The 22,007-nt window shown below is 69.3% G+C and carries 15 protein-coding genes; 9 read left to right on the top strand and 6 right to left on the bottom strand.

Features of this window, described 5'->3' with window-relative positions:
- Position 1: 1 nt before the first annotated feature.
- The 3 genes from glpK to ACFYOH_RS17355 all read right to left on the bottom strand — a co-directional run bounded on the left by glpK (position 2) and on the right by ACFYOH_RS17355 (position 3,518).
- The gene (gene glpK / locus ACFYOH_RS17365) at positions 2-1,540 is read right to left on the bottom strand and encodes a glycerol kinase GlpK (RefSeq protein WP_388626404.1); all 1,539 of its coding nucleotides are present in this window, start codon (positions 1,538-1,540) and stop codon (positions 2-4) included.
- 62 nt (positions 1,541-1,602) lie between these two features.
- Positions 1,603-2,397, bottom strand: a complete 795-nt coding sequence (locus ACFYOH_RS17360; RefSeq protein WP_388626402.1) for an MIP/aquaporin family protein — start codon at positions 2,395-2,397, stop codon at positions 1,603-1,605.
- Between the two features lie 356 nt (positions 2,398-2,753).
- The gene (locus ACFYOH_RS17355) at positions 2,754-3,518 is read right to left on the bottom strand and encodes an IclR family transcriptional regulator (RefSeq protein WP_388626400.1); all 765 of its coding nucleotides are present in this window, start codon (positions 3,516-3,518) and stop codon (positions 2,754-2,756) included.
- A gap of 275 nt (positions 3,519-3,793) precedes the next feature.
- Here ACFYOH_RS17355 and metH point away from each other — a divergent pair, with 275 nt between their 5' ends.
- From metH to ACFYOH_RS17335, 4 genes are all read left to right on the top strand, one after another.
- Positions 3,794-7,309, top strand: coding sequence for a methionine synthase (gene metH, locus ACFYOH_RS17350; RefSeq protein ID WP_388626398.1), 3,516 nt, complete (start codon positions 3,794-3,796; stop codon positions 7,307-7,309).
- Positions 7,310-7,522: 213 nt separating this feature from the next.
- Complete coding sequence (locus ACFYOH_RS17345; RefSeq protein WP_388626397.1) at positions 7,523-8,224, top strand: HAD family hydrolase; 702 nt, start codon at positions 7,523-7,525, stop codon at positions 8,222-8,224.
- 432 nt (positions 8,225-8,656) lie between these two features.
- A complete protein-coding gene (locus ACFYOH_RS17340) occupies positions 8,657-10,261 on the top strand; it encodes an ABC transporter substrate-binding protein (protein ID WP_388626395.1) in 1,605 nt (534 codons plus the stop codon).
- Between the two features lie 98 nt (positions 10,262-10,359).
- Positions 10,360-11,937 carry an ABC transporter substrate-binding protein gene (locus ACFYOH_RS17335; protein ID WP_388626393.1) on the top strand — a complete coding sequence of 526 codons (1,578 nt, stop codon included), beginning with the start codon at positions 10,360-10,362 and terminating at the stop codon, positions 11,935-11,937.
- 75 nt (positions 11,938-12,012) lie between these two features.
- Here ACFYOH_RS17335 and ACFYOH_RS17330 read toward each other — a convergent pair whose 3' ends face one another.
- Both ACFYOH_RS17330 and ACFYOH_RS17325 read right to left on the bottom strand, forming a co-directional pair.
- The gene (locus tag ACFYOH_RS17330; RefSeq protein WP_388626391.1) at positions 12,013-12,684 is read right to left on the bottom strand and encodes a response regulator; all 672 of its coding nucleotides are present in this window, start codon (positions 12,682-12,684) and stop codon (positions 12,013-12,015) included.
- 14 nt (positions 12,685-12,698) lie between these two features.
- Complete coding sequence (locus ACFYOH_RS17325) at positions 12,699-13,730, bottom strand: PD-(D/E)XK nuclease family protein (protein WP_388626389.1); 1,032 nt, start codon at positions 13,728-13,730, stop codon at positions 12,699-12,701.
- 184 nt (positions 13,731-13,914) lie between these two features.
- Between ACFYOH_RS17325 and ACFYOH_RS17320 the strand changes: the two genes are divergently transcribed.
- The 3 genes from ACFYOH_RS17320 (at position 13,915) to ACFYOH_RS17310 (ending at position 17,495) form a co-directional block, all read left to right on the top strand.
- Entirely contained in the window at positions 13,915-15,693 is a 1,779-nt protein-coding gene (locus ACFYOH_RS17320) for a site-2 protease family protein (RefSeq protein WP_388626387.1), read from the top strand.
- Positions 15,694-15,769: 76 nt separating this feature from the next.
- Positions 15,770-16,669, top strand: a complete 900-nt coding sequence (locus ACFYOH_RS17315; protein WP_388626385.1) for a tRNA (adenine-N1)-methyltransferase — start codon at positions 15,770-15,772, stop codon at positions 16,667-16,669.
- A gap of 244 nt (positions 16,670-16,913) precedes the next feature.
- Complete coding sequence (locus ACFYOH_RS17310; RefSeq protein ID WP_388626383.1) at positions 16,914-17,495, top strand: hypothetical protein; 582 nt, start codon at positions 16,914-16,916, stop codon at positions 17,493-17,495.
- Positions 17,496-17,514: 19 nt separating this feature from the next.
- Here the strand turns inward: ACFYOH_RS17310 and ACFYOH_RS17305 are convergent, their stop codons facing one another.
- Positions 17,515-17,817: a ferredoxin gene (locus ACFYOH_RS17305; protein ID WP_351206632.1), complete on the bottom strand. Its 303-nt coding sequence runs from the start codon at positions 17,815-17,817 to the stop codon at positions 17,515-17,517.
- 521 nt (positions 17,818-18,338) lie between these two features.
- Here ACFYOH_RS17305 and arc point away from each other — a divergent pair.
- Positions 18,339-20,105: a proteasome ATPase gene (gene arc / locus ACFYOH_RS17300; RefSeq protein ID WP_388626382.1), complete on the top strand. Its 1,767-nt coding sequence runs from the start codon at positions 18,339-18,341 to the stop codon at positions 20,103-20,105.
- Between the two features lie 231 nt (positions 20,106-20,336).
- Positions 20,337-21,848 (top strand): depupylase/deamidase Dop, encoded by a 1,512-nt coding sequence (gene dop, locus ACFYOH_RS17295; protein WP_388626380.1) that lies wholly within the window; start codon positions 20,337-20,339, stop codon positions 21,846-21,848.
- The last annotated feature ends 159 nt before the right edge of the window (positions 21,849-22,007 follow it).

The raw sequence follows: 22,007 nt of genomic DNA, 5'->3' as shown, positions 1-22,007 counted from the left end.
CTCAGCTCTCGTCCTCGATCCAGCCCATGGTCCGGTCGACGGCCTTGAGCCAGTTCTTGTACTCACGGTCGCGGGTGTCCGCGTCCATCTGGGGGGTCCACTCGGCGGCCCGGCGCCAGTTGGCGCGCAGTTCGTCGGTGCTGGACCAGAAGCCGACGGCCAGGCCGGCGGCGTAGGCGGCGCCGAGGCAGGTGGTCTCGGCGACCATCGGGCGCACCACCGGTGCGTCCAGAACGTCGGCGAGGGTCTGCATCAGCAGGTTGTTGGAGGTCATGCCGCCGTCGACCTTCAGGGCCACCAGCTCGTCGCCGGAGTCCTTGACCATGGCGTCGGCGATCTCCCGGGTCTGCCAGGCGGTGGCCTCCAGGACGGCGCGGGCGAGGTGCGCCTTGGTGACGTACCGGGTCAGGCCGGCGATCACACCGCGGGCGTCGGAGCGCCAGTGCGGGGCGAACAGACCGGAGAACGCCGGTACGAAGTAGGCGCCGCCGTTGTCCTCGACCGAGAGCGCGAGCGTCTCGATCTCGGCGGCGGTGGAGATCAGGCCCATCTGGTCGCGCATCCACTGCACCAGCGAGCCGGTGACGGCGATCGAGCCCTCCAGGGCGTAGACCGTCGGCTGGTCGCCGATCTTGTAGCCGACCGTGGTCAGCAGACCGGCGTAGGAGTTGATGATCTTGTCACCGGTGTTCATCACCATGAAGGTGCCGGTGCCGTAGGTCGACTTGGTCTCGCCCTCGGAGAAGCAGGTCTGGCCGAACAGGGCCGCCTGCTGGTCGCCGAGCGCGGAGGCCACCGGGATGCCGCCGAGCAGCTCGCCGAGCTTGCCGCCGGTGACCTCGCCGTAGACCTCGGCGGAGGAGCGGATCTCGGGCAGGATCTGCAGCGGCACGCCGATGGACTCGGCGATCTTCTCGTCCCACTCCGTGGTGTGCAGGTTCATCAGCATGGTGCGGGAGGCGTTGGTGACGTCGGTGACGTGCTTGCCGCCGTTGACACCACCGGTCAGGTTCCAGATGACCCAGGTGTCCATGGTGCCGAAGAGGATGTCGCCCGCCTCGGCGCGCTCCTTCAGGCCGTCGACGTTGTCGAGCAGCCAGCGGGCCTTGGGACCGGAGAAGTACGAGGCCAGCGGCAGGCCGGTCTCGCGGCGGAAGCGGTCCTGGCCGACGTTGCGGCCCAGCTCCTTGCACAGGGCGTCGGTGCGGGTGTCCTGCCAGACGAGGGCGTTGTGGACGGGCTCACCGGTGTTCTTGTCCCACAGCACGGTGGTCTCGCGCTGGTTGGTGATGCCGATGGCCTTGATGTCGTCACGCGTGATGCCCGCCTTGGCGATGGCGCCGGCGACGACTTCCTGGACGTTGGTCCAGATCTCGTTGGCGTTGTGCTCGACCCAGCCCGGCTTCGGGAAGATCTGCTCGTGCTCCTTCTGGTCGACGGAGACGATCCGGCCGTCCCGGTCGAAGACGATGCAGCGGCTGGAGGTGGTGCCCTGGTCGATCGCGGCGATGAACGGGCCTGCGGTGTGGGCGTCGGTCACTGTGTGCTCCAAAAGATCCTGGTGATAGGGCGGTGCGTACGGCGCGTGCTTCGAAGTGATTTCTAGGCGAAGGCGACGTTGTATATGCCTGCGGCGATCGCGCCGCCGATCAGCGGACCGACCACGGGAATCCAGGCGTACGCCCAGTCGGAACCGCCCTTGTTGGGCAGCGGCAGCAGGGCGTGCACGATGCGCGGGCCCAGGTCACGGGCCGGGTTGATGGCGTAGCCCGTCGGTCCGCCGAGGGAGAGACCGATCGACACCACCACGAACGCGGTGACCAGACCGCCGAGGACACCGAGGCCGTTGCCCTTGTCGTTCAGGCCCTGCGTGAGGACCGCGAGGATCAGCACGACCGTGCCGATGATCTCGGTGGCGAGGTTCTGCGCCGCGTTCCGGATCTCGGGGCCGGTGGAGAAGATGCCGAGGACCGGACCGGCGCCCTTCTCCTGGGCCTCGACCGCCTTGGCCGCGGTGGCCTGCGCGCCCGGACCGCCGACGATCTCCTTGTCGGTCAGGTGAGCGTGGAACTGGCCGTAGTAGGCGATCCACACCAGGGTCGCGCCGATCATCGCGCCGAGCAGCTGGCCGGCGAAGTAGACCGGAACGTTGCTCCAGTCGCTGTTCTTGATGGCAAGGGCGACGGTGACGGCCGGGTTGAGGTGCGCACCGGAGAGCGGTCCGGAGATGTACACAGCCGTCAGGACGGCGAAGCCCCACCCGAAGGTGATGGCGAGCCAACCGGCGTTACGGGCCTTGGAGGCCTTCAGCGTGACGGCAGCGCAGACGCCGCCGCCGAGCAGGATGAGTATGGCGGTACCGATGGTCTCGCCGATGAAGATGTCGGAGCTGGACACCCGCGACTCCTTTGTCCTTCGTCCAGGGGCCGAACCCCGGGTCCCGCCGGGGTTCTGGCGCCCTCGGGGGTGAGAGCGATGCCGGCCCTTGGCGTTGTCACACTCTAGCGCGTATTGCCGGTAGGTGTTCGACAATGCCGACCGATGGACGGGAGTCTCGCTTCGGCGTTACGCATGCGTCAAGGGTTCTGTTATCGAAAACAGGATCGTTATTGATCGCTGCGGGTTGTCACTCTTCGCATGCTGACGTGGGCATTAGCCTGATATGTCGGTTTCAGGGTATGGCGAGGACCGGAACGCCGCCCGGCGTTCCGGTCCTCCCTGGGAGGAACCCAGGCATCCCCTCGGGGCAGCGGTCAGAACCGTCCCGCGCCCAGGTCCCTCGACACCGCGCGGGCGCAGTCGCGCACCGCCGCGATCAGCTCGGGACGCAGCTCCCCGTCCCGGCGCAGCCGTTCCACGGCCCCGGTGATGCCGACCGCGCCCACGGGCATGCGGCGCCGGTCGTGGATGGGCGCGGCGATCGACGCCACGCCCTCCCAGGTCTCCTCGACGTCGGCCGCGTAGCCACGCGCGCGTGTGATGTCGAGAAGGTGCTCGAAGTCCTCGATGTCGCACACCGTGCGGTCGGTGAAGGGCTTCCGGTCCGCCTCCAGCGCCTCGCTGTGCGCCACCGGGTCGTAGGCCGACAGCACCTTGCCCAGCGCGGTGGAGTGCAGTGGCTGCATGGCGCCGATCTCCAGCACCTGCCGGCTGTCGTCCGGCCGGAAGACGTGGTGCACGATCAGCACGCCCTGCTGGTGCAGGACGCCCAGGTACACGCTCTCCCCGCTGGAACGGGCCAGGTCGTCGGTCCACACCAGGGCCCTGGCGCGCAGTTCGTGCACGTCCAGGTAGGTGGTCCCCAGGCGCAGCAGCTCCGCGCCCAGCTGATAGCGCCCGGAGGTGTCGTCCTGCTCCACGAAGCCCTCCTGCTGGAGGGTGCGCAGAATGCCGTGGGCGGTGCCCTTGGCGAGGCCCAGAGACGAGGCGATGTCCGACAGACCGAGCCGCCGCTCGCCACCCGCGAGCAAGCGCAGCATCGCGGCCGCCCGTTCGAGCGACTGGATGTTCCGTGCCATCGCCGTCCTGCCTCCGTCCCCTTCGACTACCGCACGGCATTCAACACCGTTCGGCAATGTCGAACACTACCGGTCCATGACGACCTCCCGCTAACGGTCGGTCGGCACTTGTTACATCACACGTGACCTGCCCGTGGTGCACGGGCCACCGGCGTCCGCCTCGTGGACGCCGGTGCCCATCCAAGCCGACTCCCGGCTACTCTGGCGCCGTGCGGCCTCCCCGCCTGTCCGGGACACCGCAAAGCCGACAGCCGTCGCACCTAGGGAGCCCCTTCATGGCCTCGTTGCCACCGTCCCCTTCCGCCGACAGCCGGACCCGTGTGTCCGCGCTCCGAGAGGCACTCGCCACCCGTGTGGTGGTCGCCGACGGAGCCATGGGCACCATGCTCCAGGCCCAGGACCCCACCCTCGAGGACTTCCAGCAGCTCGAAGGCTGCAACGAGATCCTCAACCTCACCCGCCCCGACATCGTCCGCTCCGTCCACGAGGCGTACTTCGCCGTGGGCGTCGACTGCGTCGAGACCAACACCTTCGGGGCCAACCACTCCGCCCTCGGCGAGTACGACATCTCCGAGCGCGTCCACGAGCTGTCCGAGGCCGGCGCCCGCGTGGCCCGCGAGGTCGCCGACGAGTTCACCGCCAAGGACGGCCGTACCCGCTGGGTCCTCGGCTCCATGGGCCCCGGCACCAAGCTGCCCACCCTCGGCCACGCCCCGTACACCACCCTGCGCGACGCCTACCAGCGCAACGCCGAGGGCCTGGTCACCGGCGGCGCCGACGCGCTGCTCGTGGAGACCACCCAGGACCTGCTGCAGACCAAGGCCGCCGTCCTGGGTGCCCGGCGCGGCCTGGAAGCCCTCGGCCTGGACCTGCCGGTGATCGTCTCCGTGACCGTCGAGACCACCGGCACCATGCTCCTCGGCTCCGAGATCGGCGCCGCGCTCACCGCGCTGGAGCCGCTCGGCATCGACATGATCGGCCTGAACTGCGCCACCGGCCCGGCCGAGATGAGCGAGCACCTGCGCTACCTCGCCCGCAACGCCCGCATCCCGCTGTCCTGCATGCCCAACGCGGGCCTGCCCGTCCTCGGCAAGGACGGCGCCCACTACCCGCTGACCGCGCCCGAGCTGGCCGACGCCCAGGAGACCTTCGTCCGCGAGTACGGCCTCTCCCTCGTCGGCGGCTGCTGCGGCACGACCCCCGAGCACCTGCGCCAGGTCGTCGAGCGCGTCCAGGGCCGCACCCCGCCCGCCCGCGACCCGCGCCCCGAGCCCGGCGCCGCCTCCCTCTACCAGACGGTCCCCTTCCGCCAGGACACCTCCTACCTGGCCATCGGCGAGCGCACCAACGCCAACGGCTCCAAGAAGTTCCGCGAGGCCATGCTGGCGGGCCGCTGGGACGACTGTGTGGAGCTGGCCCGGGAGCAGATCCGCGAGGGCGCGCACCTGCTCGACCTGTGCGTGGACTACGTCGGCCGCGACGGCGTCGCCGACATGGAGGAACTCGCCGGCCGCTTCGCCACCGCCTCCACCCTGCCGATCGTGCTGGACTCCACCGAGGTCGACGTCATCCAGGCGGGCCTGGAGAAACTCGGCGGCCGCGCTGTGATCAACTCGGTGAACTACGAGGACGGCGACGGCCCCGACTCCCGGTTCGCCAAGGTCACCAAGCTCGCCCAGGAGCACGGCGCCGCACTGATCGCGCTCACGATCGACGAGGAGGGGCAGGCCCGCACACCCGAGAAGAAGGTCGAGATCGCCGAACGGCTGATCGACGACCTGACCGGGAACTGGGGCATCCGTGAGGAGGACATCCTCATCGACACCCTGACCTTCACCATCTGCACCGGTCAGGAGGAGTCCCGCAAGGACGGCCTCGCCACCATCGAGGCGATCCGCGAGCTGAAGCGGCGCCACCCGGCCGTCCAGACCACGCTCGGCCTGTCGAACATCTCCTTCGGCCTGAACCCGGCCGCCCGCATCCTGTTGAACTCCGTCTTCCTCGACGAGTGCGTGAAGGCGGGCCTGGACTCGGCGATCGTGCACGCCTCCAAGATCCTGCCGATCGCCCGCTTCGACGAGGAGCAGGTCACCACGGCCCTGGACCTGATCTACGACCGCCGCCGCGAGGGCTACGACCCCCTGCAGAAGCTGATGCAGCTCTTCGAGGGCGCCACCGCCAAGTCCCTGAAGGCGGGCAAGGCCGAGGAACTGGCCGCGCTGCCGCTGGAGGAGCGCCTCAAGCGGCGCATCATCGACGGCGAACGCAACGGCCTGGAAGCCGACCTCGACGAGGCCCTGCAGGACCGCCCGGCGCTCGACATCGTCAACGAGACCCTGCTGGACGGCATGAAGGTGGTCGGCGACCTGTTCGGCTCCGGCCAGATGCAGCTGCCCTTCGTCCTGCAGTCCGCCGAGGTCATGAAGGCCGCCGTCGCCTACCTCGAACCGCACATGGAGAAGTCCGACGCCGAGGGCAAGGGCACCATCGTGCTGGCCACCGTGCGCGGCGACGTCCACGACATCGGCAAGAACCTGGTCGACATCATCCTGTCCAACAACGGCTACAACGTCGTCAACCTGGGCATCAAGCAGCCGGTCTCCGCGATCCTGGAGGCCGCCGAGGAGCACCGGGCCGACGTCATCGGCATGTCCGGGCTGCTGGTGAAGTCCACGGTGATCATGAAGGAGAACCTGGAGGAGCTGAACCAGCGCGGCCTCGCCGCCCGGTTCCCGGTCATCCTCGGCGGTGCCGCCCTCACCCGCGCCTATGTGGAGCAGGACCTGCACGAGATCTACGAGGGCGAGGTCCGCTACGCCCGCGACGCCTTCGAGGGCCTGCGCCTGATGGACGCCCTCATCGGGGTCAAGCGCGGCGTGCCGGGCGCCAAGCTGCCCGAGCTGCGTCGGCGCAGGGTGCGGGCCACCGCCGCCGTCGAGGTCGCCGAACGCCCCGAGGAAGGGCACGTCCGCTCCGACGTCGCCACCGACAACCCCGTGCCGACCCCGCCGTTCTGGGACACCCGCATCGTCAAGGGCATCCAGCTCAAGGAGTATGCGAGCTGGCTCGACGAGGGCGCGCTGTTCAAGGGCCAGTGGGGCCTGAAGCAGGCCCGCACCGGCGAGGGACCGTCGTACGAGGAACTCGTGGAGAGCGAGGGCCGCCCCCGGCTGCGCGGACTGCTGGAGCGGCTCCAGACGGAGAACCTGCTGGAAGCCGCCGTCGTCTACGGCTACTTCCCCTGTGTGTCCAAGGACGACGACCTGATCATCCTGGACGAGCGGGGCAACGAGCGCACCCGGTTCACCTTCCCGCGCCAGCGCCGCGGCCGGCGCCTGTGCCTGGCCGACTTCTTCCGCCCGGAGGAGTCCGGCGAGACCGATGTCGTCGGCCTCCAGGTCGTCACCGTCGGCTCGCGCATCGGCGAGGAGACCGCGAAGCTCTTCGAGGCCAACGCCTACCGCGACTACCTCGAACTGCACGGCCTCTCCGTCCAGTTGGCGGAGGCGCTCGCCGAGTACTGGCACGCACGCGTCCGCGCCGAACTCGGCTTCGGCGGCGAGGACCCGGCCGACATGGAGGACATGTTCGCCCTGAAGTACCGGGGCGCCCGCTTCTCCCTCGGCTACGGCGCCTGCCCCGACCTGGAGGACCGCGCCAAGATCGCGGACCTGCTCCGGCCGGAGCGGATCGGCGTCCACCTGTCCGAGGAGTTCCAGCTGCACCCCGAGCAGTCCACGGACGCCATCGTGATCCACCATCCGGAGGCGAAGTACTTCAACGCCCGCTGAGCCCTCCGGGGGTTCGGCCCGAGCCGCAGCGCCGGCGGCTCCACGGCACACACCAACGGCCCTCCGGCCTGCGTAAGGGTGATTTTCGGCATACCCCCGGGCGCGAGTGATAAACGAGGCGTTTTGCGCACCGGAGACGTACACTGGTCGGTCCACCAGGCCGGTTCCCTGTCCGGGAACCGGCCTGATCGTCCCTCAAGGAGGTGCGCCAGGATGACCAGCACGGTCCCCGCGCTCGGAACCCTTACGGCCGAAGGCTCCGCCCTGCAGGCGGTGCTCCTCGACATGGACGGCACCCTGGTGGACACCGAGGGTTTCTGGTGGGACGTCGAGGTCGAGGTCTTCGCCGCCCTCGGTCACACCCTGGACCAGTCCTGGCGGCACGTCGTGGTCGGCGGACCCATGACCCGCAGCGCCGGCTTCCTCATCGAGGCCACCGGCGCCGACATCAGCCTCGCCGAACTCACCGTGCTGCTCAACGAGGGCTTCGAGGACCGCATCGACCGGGCCCTGCCGCTCATGCCGGGCGCCGCCCGCCTGCTCGCCGAACTCCACGAGCACGCCATCCCCACCGCCCTGGTCTCCGCCTCCCACCGGCGCATCATCGACCGTGTGCTGAGCATCCTCGGCGCGCACCACTTCGCCCTGTCCATCGCCGGTGACGAGGTCTCGCGCACCAAGCCCTTCCCCGACCCCTATCTGCTCGCCGCGGCGGGGCTCGACGCCCGGCCGGACAGATGCGCGGTGGTCGAGGACACCGCCACCGGTGTCGCCGCCGCCGAGGCAGCGGGCTGCCGTGTCGTCGCAGTACCCTCCGTCGCCCCCATCAGCCCGGCCGCCGGACGCACCGTGGTGACCTCCCTGGAAGAGGTCGACCTGGCATTTCTGCGTGGCCTGATGACGCAAATGCCCTAGCCGTTCACCCAGCGTGAAAAGTCCATTGGCCCGGTTGGACAAATTTCCGGGGAAGTACACCCGAGTGGAATTCACGGCCGGCCGTCCGGCCGAATTCCACTGACTCCCGGCACAGTTGAAAGTGTGACGTTCCCCACCCCGGCCACCCTCGACAACCCGCGTCAAGTGTGCTGAACGGCACTGTTCGGGCCGGAAGGACGGGTCTTTGTGTCCCGATTGATGGGATGCTGCACTAATCCTGCCGCTGTCGGGTTTTCGGTGTGTCCGCACCTGGTTCCACTGCGTGATGGGGGGTCAACTCACGGGGCCGTGAACCCTCCTGCGGGCGCGGACTAATCTCATCGCGAGAACATCGCCGCAACCCCCCGTGATCCGCCGCACCACCCTGCATGCCGGATACACGGACCCGAACAGCTCTGGAGAAACTCCCGCATGAACCGCAAGACTTTGGTGCTGCCGGCGGTGGCCGGCCTGCTCACCCCGGTTCTCGCCGCGTGTGGCGGATCCGGCAGCGGGAGCAAGAGCGGTGACGCCATCGTCGTCGGTACCACGGACCGGTTCACGACCACCAGCGATGCCCCGGCGCCCCTCGACCCCGCCTACGCCTACGACGTAGGCACCTGGAACATCCTGCGCCAGACCGTGCAGACCCTGATGGCCCAGCCGAAGGGCGAGGGCGACCCCGTCCCGGACGCCGCCGAGAGCTGCTCCTTCACCGACAGCGGCAGCGAGCGCTACGCCTGCAAGCTCCGCGACGGCCTGAAGTTCGCGAGCGGCGACCCGGTGACCGCCCAGGACGTCAAGTACTCCATCGAGCGCGCCCTGCGCCTCAAGTCCAGCAGTGGCGTGTCCTCCCTGCTGAACACCATCGACACCGTCGAGACCCAGGGCGACCGCGAGGTGATCTTCCACCTCAAGACCGCCGACGCCACCTTCCCGTACAAGCTGTCCACCCCGGTCGCGGGCATCATCAACCCGAAGGACTACCAGAAGGACAAGCTGCGCGGCGGCTTCGAGGTCGACGGGTCGGGCCCCTACACCTTCCAGGGCGACGTCAGCGGCAACGCGATGACCGCCATGACCTTCACCAAGAACCCCAACTACAAGGGGGCCGTGAAGGTCAACAACGACAAGGTCGAACTGCGCTCCTTCACCGACGCCGACGCCATGGGCGCCGCCATCGACAAGGGTGACATCGACGTCATGACCCGCACCATGTCGCCCGACCAGATCCAGAAGCTGGACGCCGGCGGCACCAACAAGGTCGACCTCGTCGACATGCCGGGCCTGGAAATCCGCTACCTCGCCTTCAACACCAACGCGCCCAGCGTGAAGTCCAAGGCCGTGCGCCAGGCCATGGCCCAGCTCATCGACCGCGCGGAAATCCTCTCCAAGGTCTACGGCACCCAGGCCGAGCCGCTGTACTCGCTCGTCCCGGCCACCGTCACCGGCCACTCCAACTCGTTCTTCAACAAGTACGGCAACCCCAGCGTCGCCAAGGCCAAGGCCCTGCTGACCGGGGCCGGCATCACCGCGCCGGTCAAGCTGACCCTGCACTACACCACCGACCACTACGGCTCCGCCACGAAGAAGGAGTTCGAGGTCCTGCAGAAGCAGCTCAACGACAGCGGCCTCTTCGACGCGTCCATCCAGGGCCACTCCTGGGACACCTTCCGGCCCGCCGAGCAGAAGGGCCAGTACGACGTCTACGGCATGGGCTGGTTCCCCGACTTCCCGGACGCCGACAACTTCCTCGCGCCCTTCCTCGACAAGGACAACTTCCTCGGCTCGCCGTACTCCAACAGCACCATCCAGCGCACCCTGATCCCGGAGTCCCGCCGCGAGGCCGACCGGCTCAACGCCGCCAAGAGCCTCACGGAGATCCAGGACATCGTCGCCGAGGACGTCCCGGTCCTGCCCCTGTGGCAGGGCAAGCAGTACGTCGCCGCACGGGATGACATCACGGGCGTGGCCTACGCCCTCAACTCCTCCTCGACGCTTCAGCTGTGGGAGCTCGGCCGTGGTGTGAGCGGCTGACGGCTCTCTCGTCCGGGGGCCAGGGACGGCTGCCCCGGACTGCCCGGGGCCAGGACGGCGGCCCCGGGGTGACGAACCGACGACAAGGCACATTTCAAGTGAACATGCGCAACCAGTGGCCAGTCCTGCCCATCGTGGCGGGGCTGGCCTCCGGCCTGTTGACCGGCTGCGGCTCGGGATCCGGTGACTCCGGGGGTACCGGCTCCGCCATGGTGATGGGGATGTCCGACGACGTCCTCGCCACGGACCCGGCCTCCGGCTACGACCCCGGCTCCTGGCTGTTGTTCGACAACGTCTTCCAGTCGCTGCTCAGCTTCCCCAAGGGCGGGACCGAGCCCCAGCCGGAACTGGCCAAGGAATGCACCTTCACCGACTCCCGGGCCACCGTCTACCAGTGCACGCTCAAGGACGGCCTGAAGTTCAGCAACGGTGACCCGCTCACCTCGAAGGACGTGAAGTTCTCCTTCGACCGCATGCTGAAGATCAACGACCCCTCGGGGCCCGCGATCATGTTCCCGATGCTGGGCAGAGTCGACACCCCCGACGCGAAGACGGTCGTCTTCCACCTGAAGTCCTCCGACGCCACCTTCCCCAGCAAGATCGCCTCCGGCGCCGGCTCCATCGTCGACCACCGCCAGTACGACGCGAACGGCCTGCGCACCGACCACAAGGCCATCGGCTCCGGCCCCTACAAGCTGGACTCCTTCGACAAGGACCAGGCCGTCTTCTCCGTCAACGGCAACTACCAGGGCACCGCCGAGGTCAAGAACTCCGGCGTCACCCTGAAGTTCTTCCACGACGACCGCGCCGCCCTCAAAAAGGCCCTCCTCGACGGCAAGGTCGACATCGCCTACCGAGGCCTGTCCGCCTCCGACATCGCCGGCCTCGACCAGCAGGAAGGCAAGGGCGTCGACGTCATCGAGGGCAGCAGCGCCGAAGTCCAGCACCTGGTCTTCAACATGAACGACCCGGTCGCCGGAAAACTCGGCGTCCGCAAGGCCATGGCCTACCTCGTCGACCGCGACGCCCTCATCAAGAACGTCTACCAGGGCACCGCCACCCCGCTGTACTCGATCATTCCGGCGGGCATCGTCGGCCACAACACGGCCTTCTTCGACACCTACGGCGCCCGCCCCTCCCAGGCCAAGGCCGCCGCCGCACTGCGCGCCGCCGGCATCACCGGCAAGGTCAGGCTCACCCTGTGGTCCACGCCGTCGCGCTACGGCCCCGCCACCGACGAGGAACTGAAGGCCATCGCCGGACAGCTCAACGCCAGCGGCCTGTTCGACGCCGACGTCAAGTCCGTCGCCTTCGGCCAGTACGAGAAGAACATCGCGGCCGGCAAATACGGCGTGTACGTCAAGGGCTGGGTCCCGGACTACCCGGACGCCGACAACTTCACCGCACCCTTCTTCGGCAAGGGCAACGTACTGGACAACAACTACAGCAACCGCACCATCACCGGCACCCTCATCCCCGACACCGCCGCACAGAGCGACCGGGCCGCCACCGACAAGGACTTCGGGCAGCTGCAGAACATCGTCGCCACCGAACTGCCCGTCCTGCCCGTCTGGCAGGCCAAGCAGTACGCGGTCGTCCGCGACGGCGTCTACGGCCTGGAGTACTGCCTGGACGCCTCCACGGTGTTCCGGTTCTGGGAACTCAGCAAGAGCTGACGCCCGCTGACAGCGAGGGCGCCCATCTCCACGCGGGAGGGGCGCCCTTCGCCGTCGCAGCGGACGCGTCCGCGCTCACTGCGCGCCGGGACGCACCAGACCGCTCTCGTACGCGTACACCGCCGCCTGCACCCGGTCCCTGAGACCCAGCTTGGTCAGCACATGCCCCACGTGCGTCTTCACGGTGGTCTCGCTGACGAACAGGTCGGCGGCGATCTCCGCATTGGACAGACCCCGCGCCACCAGCTTCAGCACCTCCACCTCACGGTCGGTGAGGGTGTTCAGGGTCTCCGGCACCGGCTCCTCACCGGAGGGCAGATGCGTGGCGTACTTGTCCAGCAGGCGGCGCGTGATGCTCGGCGCCAGCATCGCCTCACCCGCCGCCACCACCCGGATCGCCTGCACCAGTTCATTGGCCGGCGCGTCCTTCAGCAGAAAGCCGCTCGCCCCGGCGCGCAACGCCTCGACGACATACTCGTCCAAGTCGAACGTCGTCAGCACCAGCACCTTCGCCGGACCGGACCGGTCGGGCCCGGTGATCTGCCGGGTCGCCTCCACCCCGTCCATCCGCGGCATACGGATGTCCATCAGCACGACGTCCGGCTGCAGGGCCCGCACCTGATCGAGGGCCTGCAGGCCGTCACCGGCCTCGCCCACGACCGCGATGTCCTGCTCGGCCTCCAGGATCATCCGGAAACCCGTACGCAGCAGGGGCTGGTCGTCGACCAGTAGGACACGGATGGCCACCTGACACTCCTTCGCTAGTCCGGGCCCATTCTGCCCTGCGACACGCCCCCGGACTCGCGCGCCCTCACCGGCAACGGATACGGCGGGGGAGTGCCGCCGAACTCCGGGCAGTGCGCCTGGTGGTCGCACCAACCGCACAGCTTCGTCGGCCGCGGCCGCCACTCCCCGCTCTCCGTGGCCTGCCTGATGGCCTCCCACAGCGCGTGCAGCTTGCGCTCCACCCGCTCCAGATCGGCGAGGACCGGGTCGTACGTCAGCACGTCCCCGCTGCCGAGATAGACCAGCTGCAGTCGCCGCGGCACCACCCCCTTCAGCCGCCACACCACCAGGGCGTAGAACTTCATCTGGAACAGCGCGCCCTCGGAGTACTCCGGCCGCGGCGCCTTCCCCGTCTTGTAGTCGACGATCCGCACCTCACCGGTCGGCGCCACATCCACCCGGTCGATGATCCCGCGCAGCCGCAGCCCCGAGTCCAGCTCGGCCTCCACGAACAGCTCGCGCTCCGCCGGCTCCAACCGCGTCGGATCCTCCAGCGTGAACCAGCGCTCGACCAGCCGCTCGGCCTCGGTGAGCCAGCCCGCCAGCAGCTCCCCGTCCGGATCGTCCGCGAACAGCTCCACGAGCTCCGGCCTGCTCTCCCGCAGCCGGTCCCACTGCCCCGGAATCAGCGACTTCGCCCGCGGCGCGGTCCGCTCCGCCGCCGGCGCGTCGAACAGCCGCTCCAGCACCGCGTGCACCAGGGTGCCCCGGGTCGCCGCCGCGCTCGGCTTCTCCGGCAGCCGGTCGATCACCCGGAACCGGTACAGCAGCGGGCACTGCATGAAGTCACTGGCCCGGGACGGGGACAGGGAGGAGGGCGGGATGGCGACGCGCTCGGCACCGGCCTCCGGCGGAGCCGGCACCGCCGCGTCGGGCTCGGCGGCCTCCACAGCCGTCGAGGGCCCCGGCACCGAAGCCGCCACAGGCGTCGGCTGCGGCGCCCCGGCCGGATCCGTCTGCTCGGCGCTGCCCGACAGGGCGCCCGCGTCCTCGATGCTGCTGTCCATGTCCACAGACCTTACGGCCCACCACTGACAGTGACCCAGCCGCCGCCCGAGTCCGGCCCGCGTCCGCGGGGCAAACACAAGGGGTGCCGGGGCGGAACGCGTCACCAAGGCCGCATACCATCGACCAGAGACCCTTCCGGCCGGCAGGTACGGGAGACGCTTCGAACGAGGGGACACCGTGGACGTGAGCGGCGGGAGCGGGCAGCCGCGGTCCGGCAACGAAAAGCCGGCCGAGCACCCCGCAGGTCCAACGGCCCCGACGACCGACCACACCGACCATGCGGGCCCGGAGCCGCAGCCCGCGACGCCCACCGCGGACCACGACACCACCGCGAACCCGGAGGGCGCGGACAGCACCGGCGCCGGTCCGGACACCGCGGCTCCTGCGCAGGGCGCGGACAGCACCGGCGCCGGTCCGGACACCGCTGTGACTCCGGCCGGGACGGGCGGCACCGGCGGCGCCGAGGGAACCCCCGGCGGCCCGGCCGGCACCGGCGGCGCGACGGGTGACACCAGCGGCGCGACGGATGGCACCGGTGGGACCGGCGCCGGCGGCTGGGACGCGGCCGGCGCAGAAGGCCGCCCCGATGTCACCGGCCCCGGTGGTGGCGCGGACGCCGACGGGCGCACCGGCGGCTCGGAGGCCACCGGCACCACCGCCACGACCGGCCACACCGGCGGCTCGCAGACCCCGTCCCGCGAAACGACCGTCCCGCCCGGGAGTCGGCCGGACACGCAGCCCGAGCAGCACCGGACCCTCGCCCACTCCGGAATCGCCAAGGGTGAACCGCCCCAGCCACGACCCAAAGAGCCCGGTGGCGGCATCCTCATGGGCCGCCCCTTCGGCGTACCGGTCTACGTCGCGCCGAGCTGGTTCCTCGTCGCCGCGCTCATCACCTGGGTCTTCGGTGGCCAGCTCGACCGCGTGCTGCCCGAGCTGGGCGCCCTCCGCTACCTGGTCTCCCTGTTCTTCGCCGTCGCCTTCTACGCCTCCGTGCTGGTCCACGAGCTGGCCCACACGGTCGCCGCGATCCGCTTCAAGCTCCCGGTCCGCCGCATCCAGCTGCAGTTCTTCGGCGGCGTCTCCGAGATCGAGAAGGAAGCCGAGACCCCGGCCCGGGAATTCGTCCTGGCCTTCGTCGGCCCGCTGCTCTCCCTCGTCCTCGCCGGACTGTTCTACCTCGCCATGAAACCCGTCCAGCCCGGCACCGTACCCGGCGTCCTGCTGGCCGGCCTGATGATCTCCAACCTCATCGTGGCGATCTTCAACCTCCTCCCCGGCCTCCCCCTCGACGGCGGCCGCATGCTCCGCGCCGTCGTCTGGGCCATCACCGGCAAACCCATGAGCGGCACCGTCGCCGCCGCCTGGGTCGGCCGCGCCCTCGCCGTCGCCGTACTGATCGGCCTGCCGCTGCTCAACCAGTCCGGCGCCCTCGGCGGCAACAGCGAGAACACGGGCGGCATGGACACCGTCACCGACGCCCTGCTCGCCGCCATCCTCGCCGCCATCATCTGGACCGGCGCCGGCAACAGCCTGCGCATGGCCCGCCTGCGCGAACACCTCCCCGAACTGCGCGCCCGCACCCTCACCCGGCGGGCCGTACCCGTCGAGACCGACACCCCGCTCTCGGAGGCCCTGCGCCGCGCCAACGCCGCCGGCGCCCGCGCCCTCGTCGTCGTCGACGCCCACGGCAACCCCCTCTCCCTGGTCCGCGAGTCCGCCATCGTCGGCGTACCCGAACACCGCCGCCCCTGGGTCGCCGTCAGCGGCCTCGCCCAGGACCTCACCGACGGCATGCGCGTCTCCGCCGAACTCGCCGGCGAAGAACTCCTCGACGTCCTGCGCGCCACCCCCGCCACCGAATACCTCGTCGTCGAGGAGACCGGCGAGATCTACGGCGTCCTGTCAGCGGCGGACGTGGAGCGGGCCTTCGTCAGGGCCATGGCAAGGCCCGCCTCATAACGCCGTGCGGAACGGACCGCCGCTCCCCATCACTCCGTCGGCCAAACCCCCGGACGGGACCCGGTAGGCTGGTCACATGTCCGAACCGACCGGTGCCGCCCGCAGGCGCGGGCCCTTCAAGGTCGGGGACCAGGTACAGCTGACCGACCCCAAGGGCCGCCACTACACGTTCACGCTCGAAGCCGGGAAGAACTTCCACACCCACAAGGGTTCCTTCCCGCACGACGAACTGATCGGCGCTCCCGAGGGCAGCGTTGTCCGCACCACCGGCAACGTCGCCTACCTCGCGCTGCGCCCCCTGCTCCCCGACTACGTCCTGTCCATGCCCCGCGGGGCAGCCGTCGTCTACCCCAAGGACGCGGGGCAGATCCTCGCCTTCGCCGACATCTTCCCCGGCGCACGCGTCGTCGAGGCCGGCGTCGGCTCCGGCTCGCTCAGCAGCTTCCTGCTGCGCGCCATCGGCGACCAGGGCATGCTGCACTCCTACGAGCGCCGCGAGGACTTCGCCGAGATCGCCAAGCAGAACGTCGAGCGCTACTTCGGCGGCCCCCACCCCGCCTGGCGGCTCACCGTCGGCGACCTCCAGGACAACCTGTCCGACACCGACGTCGACCGCGTCATCCTCGACATGCTCGCCCCCTGGGAATGCCTGGAAGCCGTCTCCAAGGCACTCGTCCCCGGCGGCATCCTCTGCTGCTACGTGGCCACCACCACCCAGCTCGCCCGGACCGTGGAGTCCATCCGGGAGATCGGCTGCTTCAACGAGCCGACCGCCTGGGAGACCATGATCCGCAACTGGCACATCGAGGGCCTCGCCGTCCGCCCCGACCACCGCATGATCGGCCACACCGGCTTCCTGCTCACCGCCCGCCGCCTCGCCGACGGCGTCGAGCCCCCCATGCGCCGCCGCCGCCCCGCCAAGGGCGCCTACGGCGAGGACTACGCCGGACCCAACGCCGACGGCGCCGGCCGCTGACCCACCCGCACACAGCACAACGCAACGGCGCCGTGCCGGAGTTCCCCCAGACCGACGGGAACTCCGGCACGGCGCCCCTTCGTTGACAGGGCACCAGGAGATTCCCCGGCCCCCACAGCGCGTACGCCCCGCACGCGCGCGGCCCGCCCGCGGGAATCCCCGACCCCGCCGTTCCCCCGCACTGTGACGTGTGGCACCATGCTGGCCACCCCCACCGGTACAGCCCTCACAGGAGACACTCCTAGTGCAGCAATCCGCCGTTCCGGAGCTCGCTCACGACCAGACCCGGCCCATCCACTGGGTCGCCACCGCCACGGCCGTCGCCGGCGTCGTGGCCCTCTCCTCCTTCGTCCAGCCCGGATCGGCCACGGCCGCCCAGTCCGCCACCGGCACACCCACCAAGTCCGCCCCCGCCGCCATCGCACCACCCAGCACCACCGGCGTGGACTTCCCCCTCCAGTGCGGACCCGTCAAAGCCGTGGTCGCCAAAAAAGCCACCGGAGACCTCGACGGCGACGGCAGACCGGAAACCGTCGCAGTAGTCCACTGCGACTCCGCCATGGGCACACCACCCGACGGCGTCTACGTCCTCACCCGCTCCACCGACGGCGACCAACCACGCGTCGTCGCCACCCTCGTCGACCCCAAGAACCGGCTCACCGTCACCGACTTCTCCATACGCGCGGGCACCGTCGCCGCAACCCTGCTCGGCTACTCCTCCGACGCCGTCCCCAACTGCTGCCCCGACCTGAAAACCCCGACCAAGTGGCACTGGAACGGCACCGCGTTCATCCGCTCCACCCCCGCCGACGCCCACAGCGTCTGACACCCGGCCCGGCCCGGACTCACTCCGCGTCGGGCCCGTACACCTCGACCCTGTCCGAAACCCGGCGCACATGAATGCACTCGCCGGGACACTCCCGCGCCGAATCCACCACATCCGCCAGTAGCGGCAACGGCACCGGCACCGTCGCACCCACCGCCTGCAACAGCTCCTCGTCCGCGCCCTTCACATAGGCCAGCCCGTCGATGTCCAGCTCGAACACCTCAGGGGCGTACTGGGCGCAGATCCCGTCACCGGTACACAGATCCTGGTCGATCCAGACCTCCAGCGCCTCCCCGCCCGGGGCCTCCTGCTGCACGGTCACCTCTCCTGCCGTCGGTACGCCGCGCGGAACCGGCACCACCAGGGCCAGCCGGGTCCGCACCAGCGGCTGTTGAACACCCCGACCCTACCCCCGCCCGCATTCCGGCCACCCTCCACCGGCCCCGGGTTTCCACCCCCGCCCCCTCGGGTACCAGCGCTCGATCAGGACAGACACACCCCCGGCTATGACACCCACCACTTCAGGCCAGGCCGGCCGTGACACCCGCCGCCCGCACCGTCGCTCTGCGTGATGACACACGCAAGCGCGCTCCCGGCTGCCCATCTCCGGGCCCACCCGCCCGGATCGGACAACTCCGGCCACTCCTGAAGGGTTTTGACCACGCGATGCCTGGAACAAGCCGCTTCCGTATCACGTTGAGTGGGTATCCCCTCCGTGCGAGGGAGAGCGCAACGGGTGACCGACGACACACCTTGACAGTCTCTGTGATCTAGGGGTTTCAATCGACACCCACCCAGGTAGGGTCTGGAAGCGTCCAGCTCCCCTTGGAGGAGGTGAGGACCGTGGCAGCCCACGACGACGACATGAACCGCGGCATCCGCCCGGGACGAGGGTCCGACGACCCGGCCGGGCAGATCGCCTACCTTGAGCAGGAGATCGCCGTCCTGCGACGCAAGCTCGCCGACTCTCCGCGACACACGAGGATTCTCGAAGAGCGGATCGTCGAGCTGCAGACCAACCTGGCCGGCGTGTCCGCCCAGAACGAACGGCTGGCCAACACCCTCCGCGAGGCCCGCGACCAGATCGTGGCCCTCAAGGAAGAGGTCGACAGGCTCGCCCAGCCGCCCGCCGGCTTCGGCGTCTTCCTGCAGGCCAACGAGGACGGCACCGCCGACATCTTCACCGGCGGCCGCAAACTCCGGGTGAACGTCAGCCCAAGCGTCGACCTCGACGACCTGCGGCGCGGCCAGGAGGTCATGCTCAACGAAGCGCTCAACGTGGTCGAAGCCATGGAGTTCGAGCGCGTCGGCGACATCGTCACCCTCAAGGAAATCCTCGAGGACGGCGAGCGCGCCCTCGTGCTGGGGCACACCGACGAAGAACGGGTGGTACGGCTCGCCGAGCCACTGCTGGACGTCACCATCCGCGCCGGCGACGCCCTACTGCTCGAACCCCGCTCCGGCTACGTCTACGAGGTCGTACCCAAGAGCGAGGTCGAAGAACTCGTCCTCGAAGAGGTCCCGGACATCGGCTACGAGGCCATCGGCGGACTCGGCAACCAGATCGAGGCCATCCGCGACGCGGTCGAGCTGCCCTACCTCTACCCGGACCTGTTCAAGGAGCACGAGCTGCGCCCGCCCAAGGGCGTCCTGCTCTACGGCCCCCCCGGCTGCGGCAAGACACTCATCGCCAAGGCCGTCGCGAACTCGCTCGCCAAGAAGGTCGCCGAGGTCACCGGCCAGGCCGCCGGCAAGAGCTTCTTCCTCAACATCAAGGGCCCCGAGCTGCTCAACAAGTACGTCGGCGAGACCGAGCGGCAGATCCGCCTCGTCTTCCAGCGTGCCCGAGAGAAGGCCAGCGAGGGCACCCCCGTCATCGTCTTCTTCGACGAGATGGAATCCCTCTTCCGCACCCGAGGCTCCGGCGTCAGCTCGGACGTGGAGAACACCATCGTCCCCCAGCTGCTCGCCGAGATCGACGGCGTCGAAGGCCTGGAGAACGTGGTCGTCATCGGCGCCTCCAACCGCGAGGACATGATCGACCCCGCCATCCTCCGCCCCGGCCGGCTCGACGTGAAGATCAAGATCGAGCGTCCCGACGCCGAGGCCGCCAAGGACATCTTCGGCAAGTACCTCACCGAACGCCTCCCGCTGCACGCCGACGACCTCGGCGAACACGGCGGCGACAAGGCCACCACCGTCCAGAGCATGATCCAGACGGCGGTCGAGCAGATGTACGCCGAATCCGAGGAGAACCGCTTCCTGGAAGTCACCTACGCCAACGGCGACAAGGAAGTCCTCTACTTCAAGGACTTCAACTCCGGCGCCATGATCGAAAACATCGTCGGCCGCGCCAAGAAAATGGCGATCAAGGACTTCCTCGAAAAGAACCAGAAGGGCCTCCGCGTCTCCCACCTCCTCCAGGCCTGCGTGGACGAGTTCAAGGAGAACGAAGACCTCCCCAACACCACCAACCCCGACGACTGGGCCCGCATCTCCGGAAAGAAGGGCGAACGGATCGTCTACATCCGTACCCTCATCACCGGAAAGCAGGGCGCAGACACCGGACGCTCCATCGACACGGTGGCGAACACCGGACAGTACCTGTAACAGCAGGGCGGCTGCGGGTGCCCTCACCGGGTACCCGCAGCCCTCGCTTTTTCAGGCCACGACCGGAGCAGCCAATGACGCAAATGATCTCCCCACCAGCGCAAAGGCGTTCTAGGCTCGTTCCTACCGCCGAGTCGCGCAGTGCGGGGACGGGCACCGCACACGCACCGGAGCTCCAGCGGTACGTGAGCGGCCCCACGACCGAGGGTGCCGCCGGGCAAGGAGGGCCGCATGACCGTACGGCGAGTAATGGGCATCGAGACGGAGTACGGGATCTCCGTCCCCGGCCACCCGAACGCCAATGCCATGCTCACCTCGTCCCAGATCGTCAACGCCTACGCGGCGGCGATGCACCGGGCCCGCCGGGCCCGCTGGGACTTCGAGGAAGAAAACCCGCTACGGGACGCGCGAGGCTTCGACCTCGCCCGCGAGGCCGCCGACGCCAGCCAGCTCACCGACGAGGACATCGGCCTCGCCAACGTCATCCTCACCAACGGTGCGCGCCTCTACGTCGACCACGCCCACCCCGAATACAGCGCCCCCGAGGTCACCAACCCCCGCGACGCCGTCCTCTGGGACAAGGCCGGCGAACGCATCATGGCCGAGGCCGCCGAACGAGCCGCCCAGCTCCCCGGCGCCCAGCCCATCCACCTCTACAAGAACAACACCGACAACAAGGGTGCCAGCTACGGCACGCACGAGAACTACCTGATGAAGCGGGAAACCCCCTTCTCCGACATCGTGCGCCACCTGACCCCCTTCTTCGTCTCCCGCCAGGTCTTCGCCGGCGCCGGCCGCGTCGGCATCGGCCAGGACGGCCACGAACACGGCTTCCAGATCAGCCAGCGCGCCGACTACTTCGAAGTCGAGGTAGGCCTGGAGACGACGCTGAAGCGGCCCATCATCAACACGCGCGACGAGCCCCACGCCGACGCGGAGAAATACCGCCGCCTCCACGTGATCATCGGCGACGCCAACCTCTCCGAGATCTCCACCTACCTCAAGCTGGGCACGACCTCCCTGGTCCTGTCCATGATCGAGGACGGCTTCATCGCGGTCGACCTGGCGGTCGACCAGCCGGTACGGACACTGCACCAGGTCTCCCACGACCCGTCCCTGAAGCGCCTGATCACACTGCGTAGCGGACGCACCCTGACCGCCGTCCAGCTCCAGATGGAGTACTACGAGCTGTCACGCAAATACGTCGAGGAACGCTACGGGGCCGATGCCGACGACCAGACCAAGGACGTCCTGACCCGCTGGGAGGACACCCTCACCCGGCTGGAGAACGACCCCATGAGCCTGGCGGGCGAGCTGGACTGGGTCGCCAAGCGGGAACTCATGGAGGGCTACCGCCGCCGCGACAACCTCGACTGGGACGCCGCACGCCTCCACCTCGTCGACCTCCAGTACGCCGACGTACGCGCCGAGAAAGGCCTCTACAACCGCCTCGTCGCCCGCGGCCGCATCAAGCGCCTCCTGGACGAGTCCGAGGTCGAGAAGGCCCGCACCAAGCCACCGGAGGACACCCGCGCCTACTTCCGCGGCCGCTGCCTGGAGCAGTACGCCGACGACGTCGCCGCGGCGAGCTGGGACTCGGTCATCTTCGACCTCCCCGGCCGCGACTCCCTCCAGCGCGTTCCAACCCTCGAACCGCTACGCGGAACGCGAAATCACGTCAAGGCACTGCTGGACCGCTGCCGCACCGCAGAAGACCTGGTCAGGGTCCTGTCAGGCGGGTGAGCGGGCCAGGGGGCGCTCGGTGCGGCCCGGGCGGGCAGGGTGGAAACCCTGACCGCCCGGGAATCATCGGAGTGGCCCCCGTACGTTGGAGAAACTGCGGGGCCGATGTCGGACCCGGCTTGTAGGGTCTGATCATCACCGATCGGCAGGCGAACTGAG

The organism is Streptomyces sp. NPDC007856 (assembly GCF_042868225.1).
Taxonomy (GTDB): Bacteria; Actinomycetota; Actinomycetes; order Streptomycetales; family Streptomycetaceae; genus Streptomyces.
Note: the sequence above shows the minus strand (reverse complement) of the source record. Positions and strands in the feature narration are given on the sequence as shown.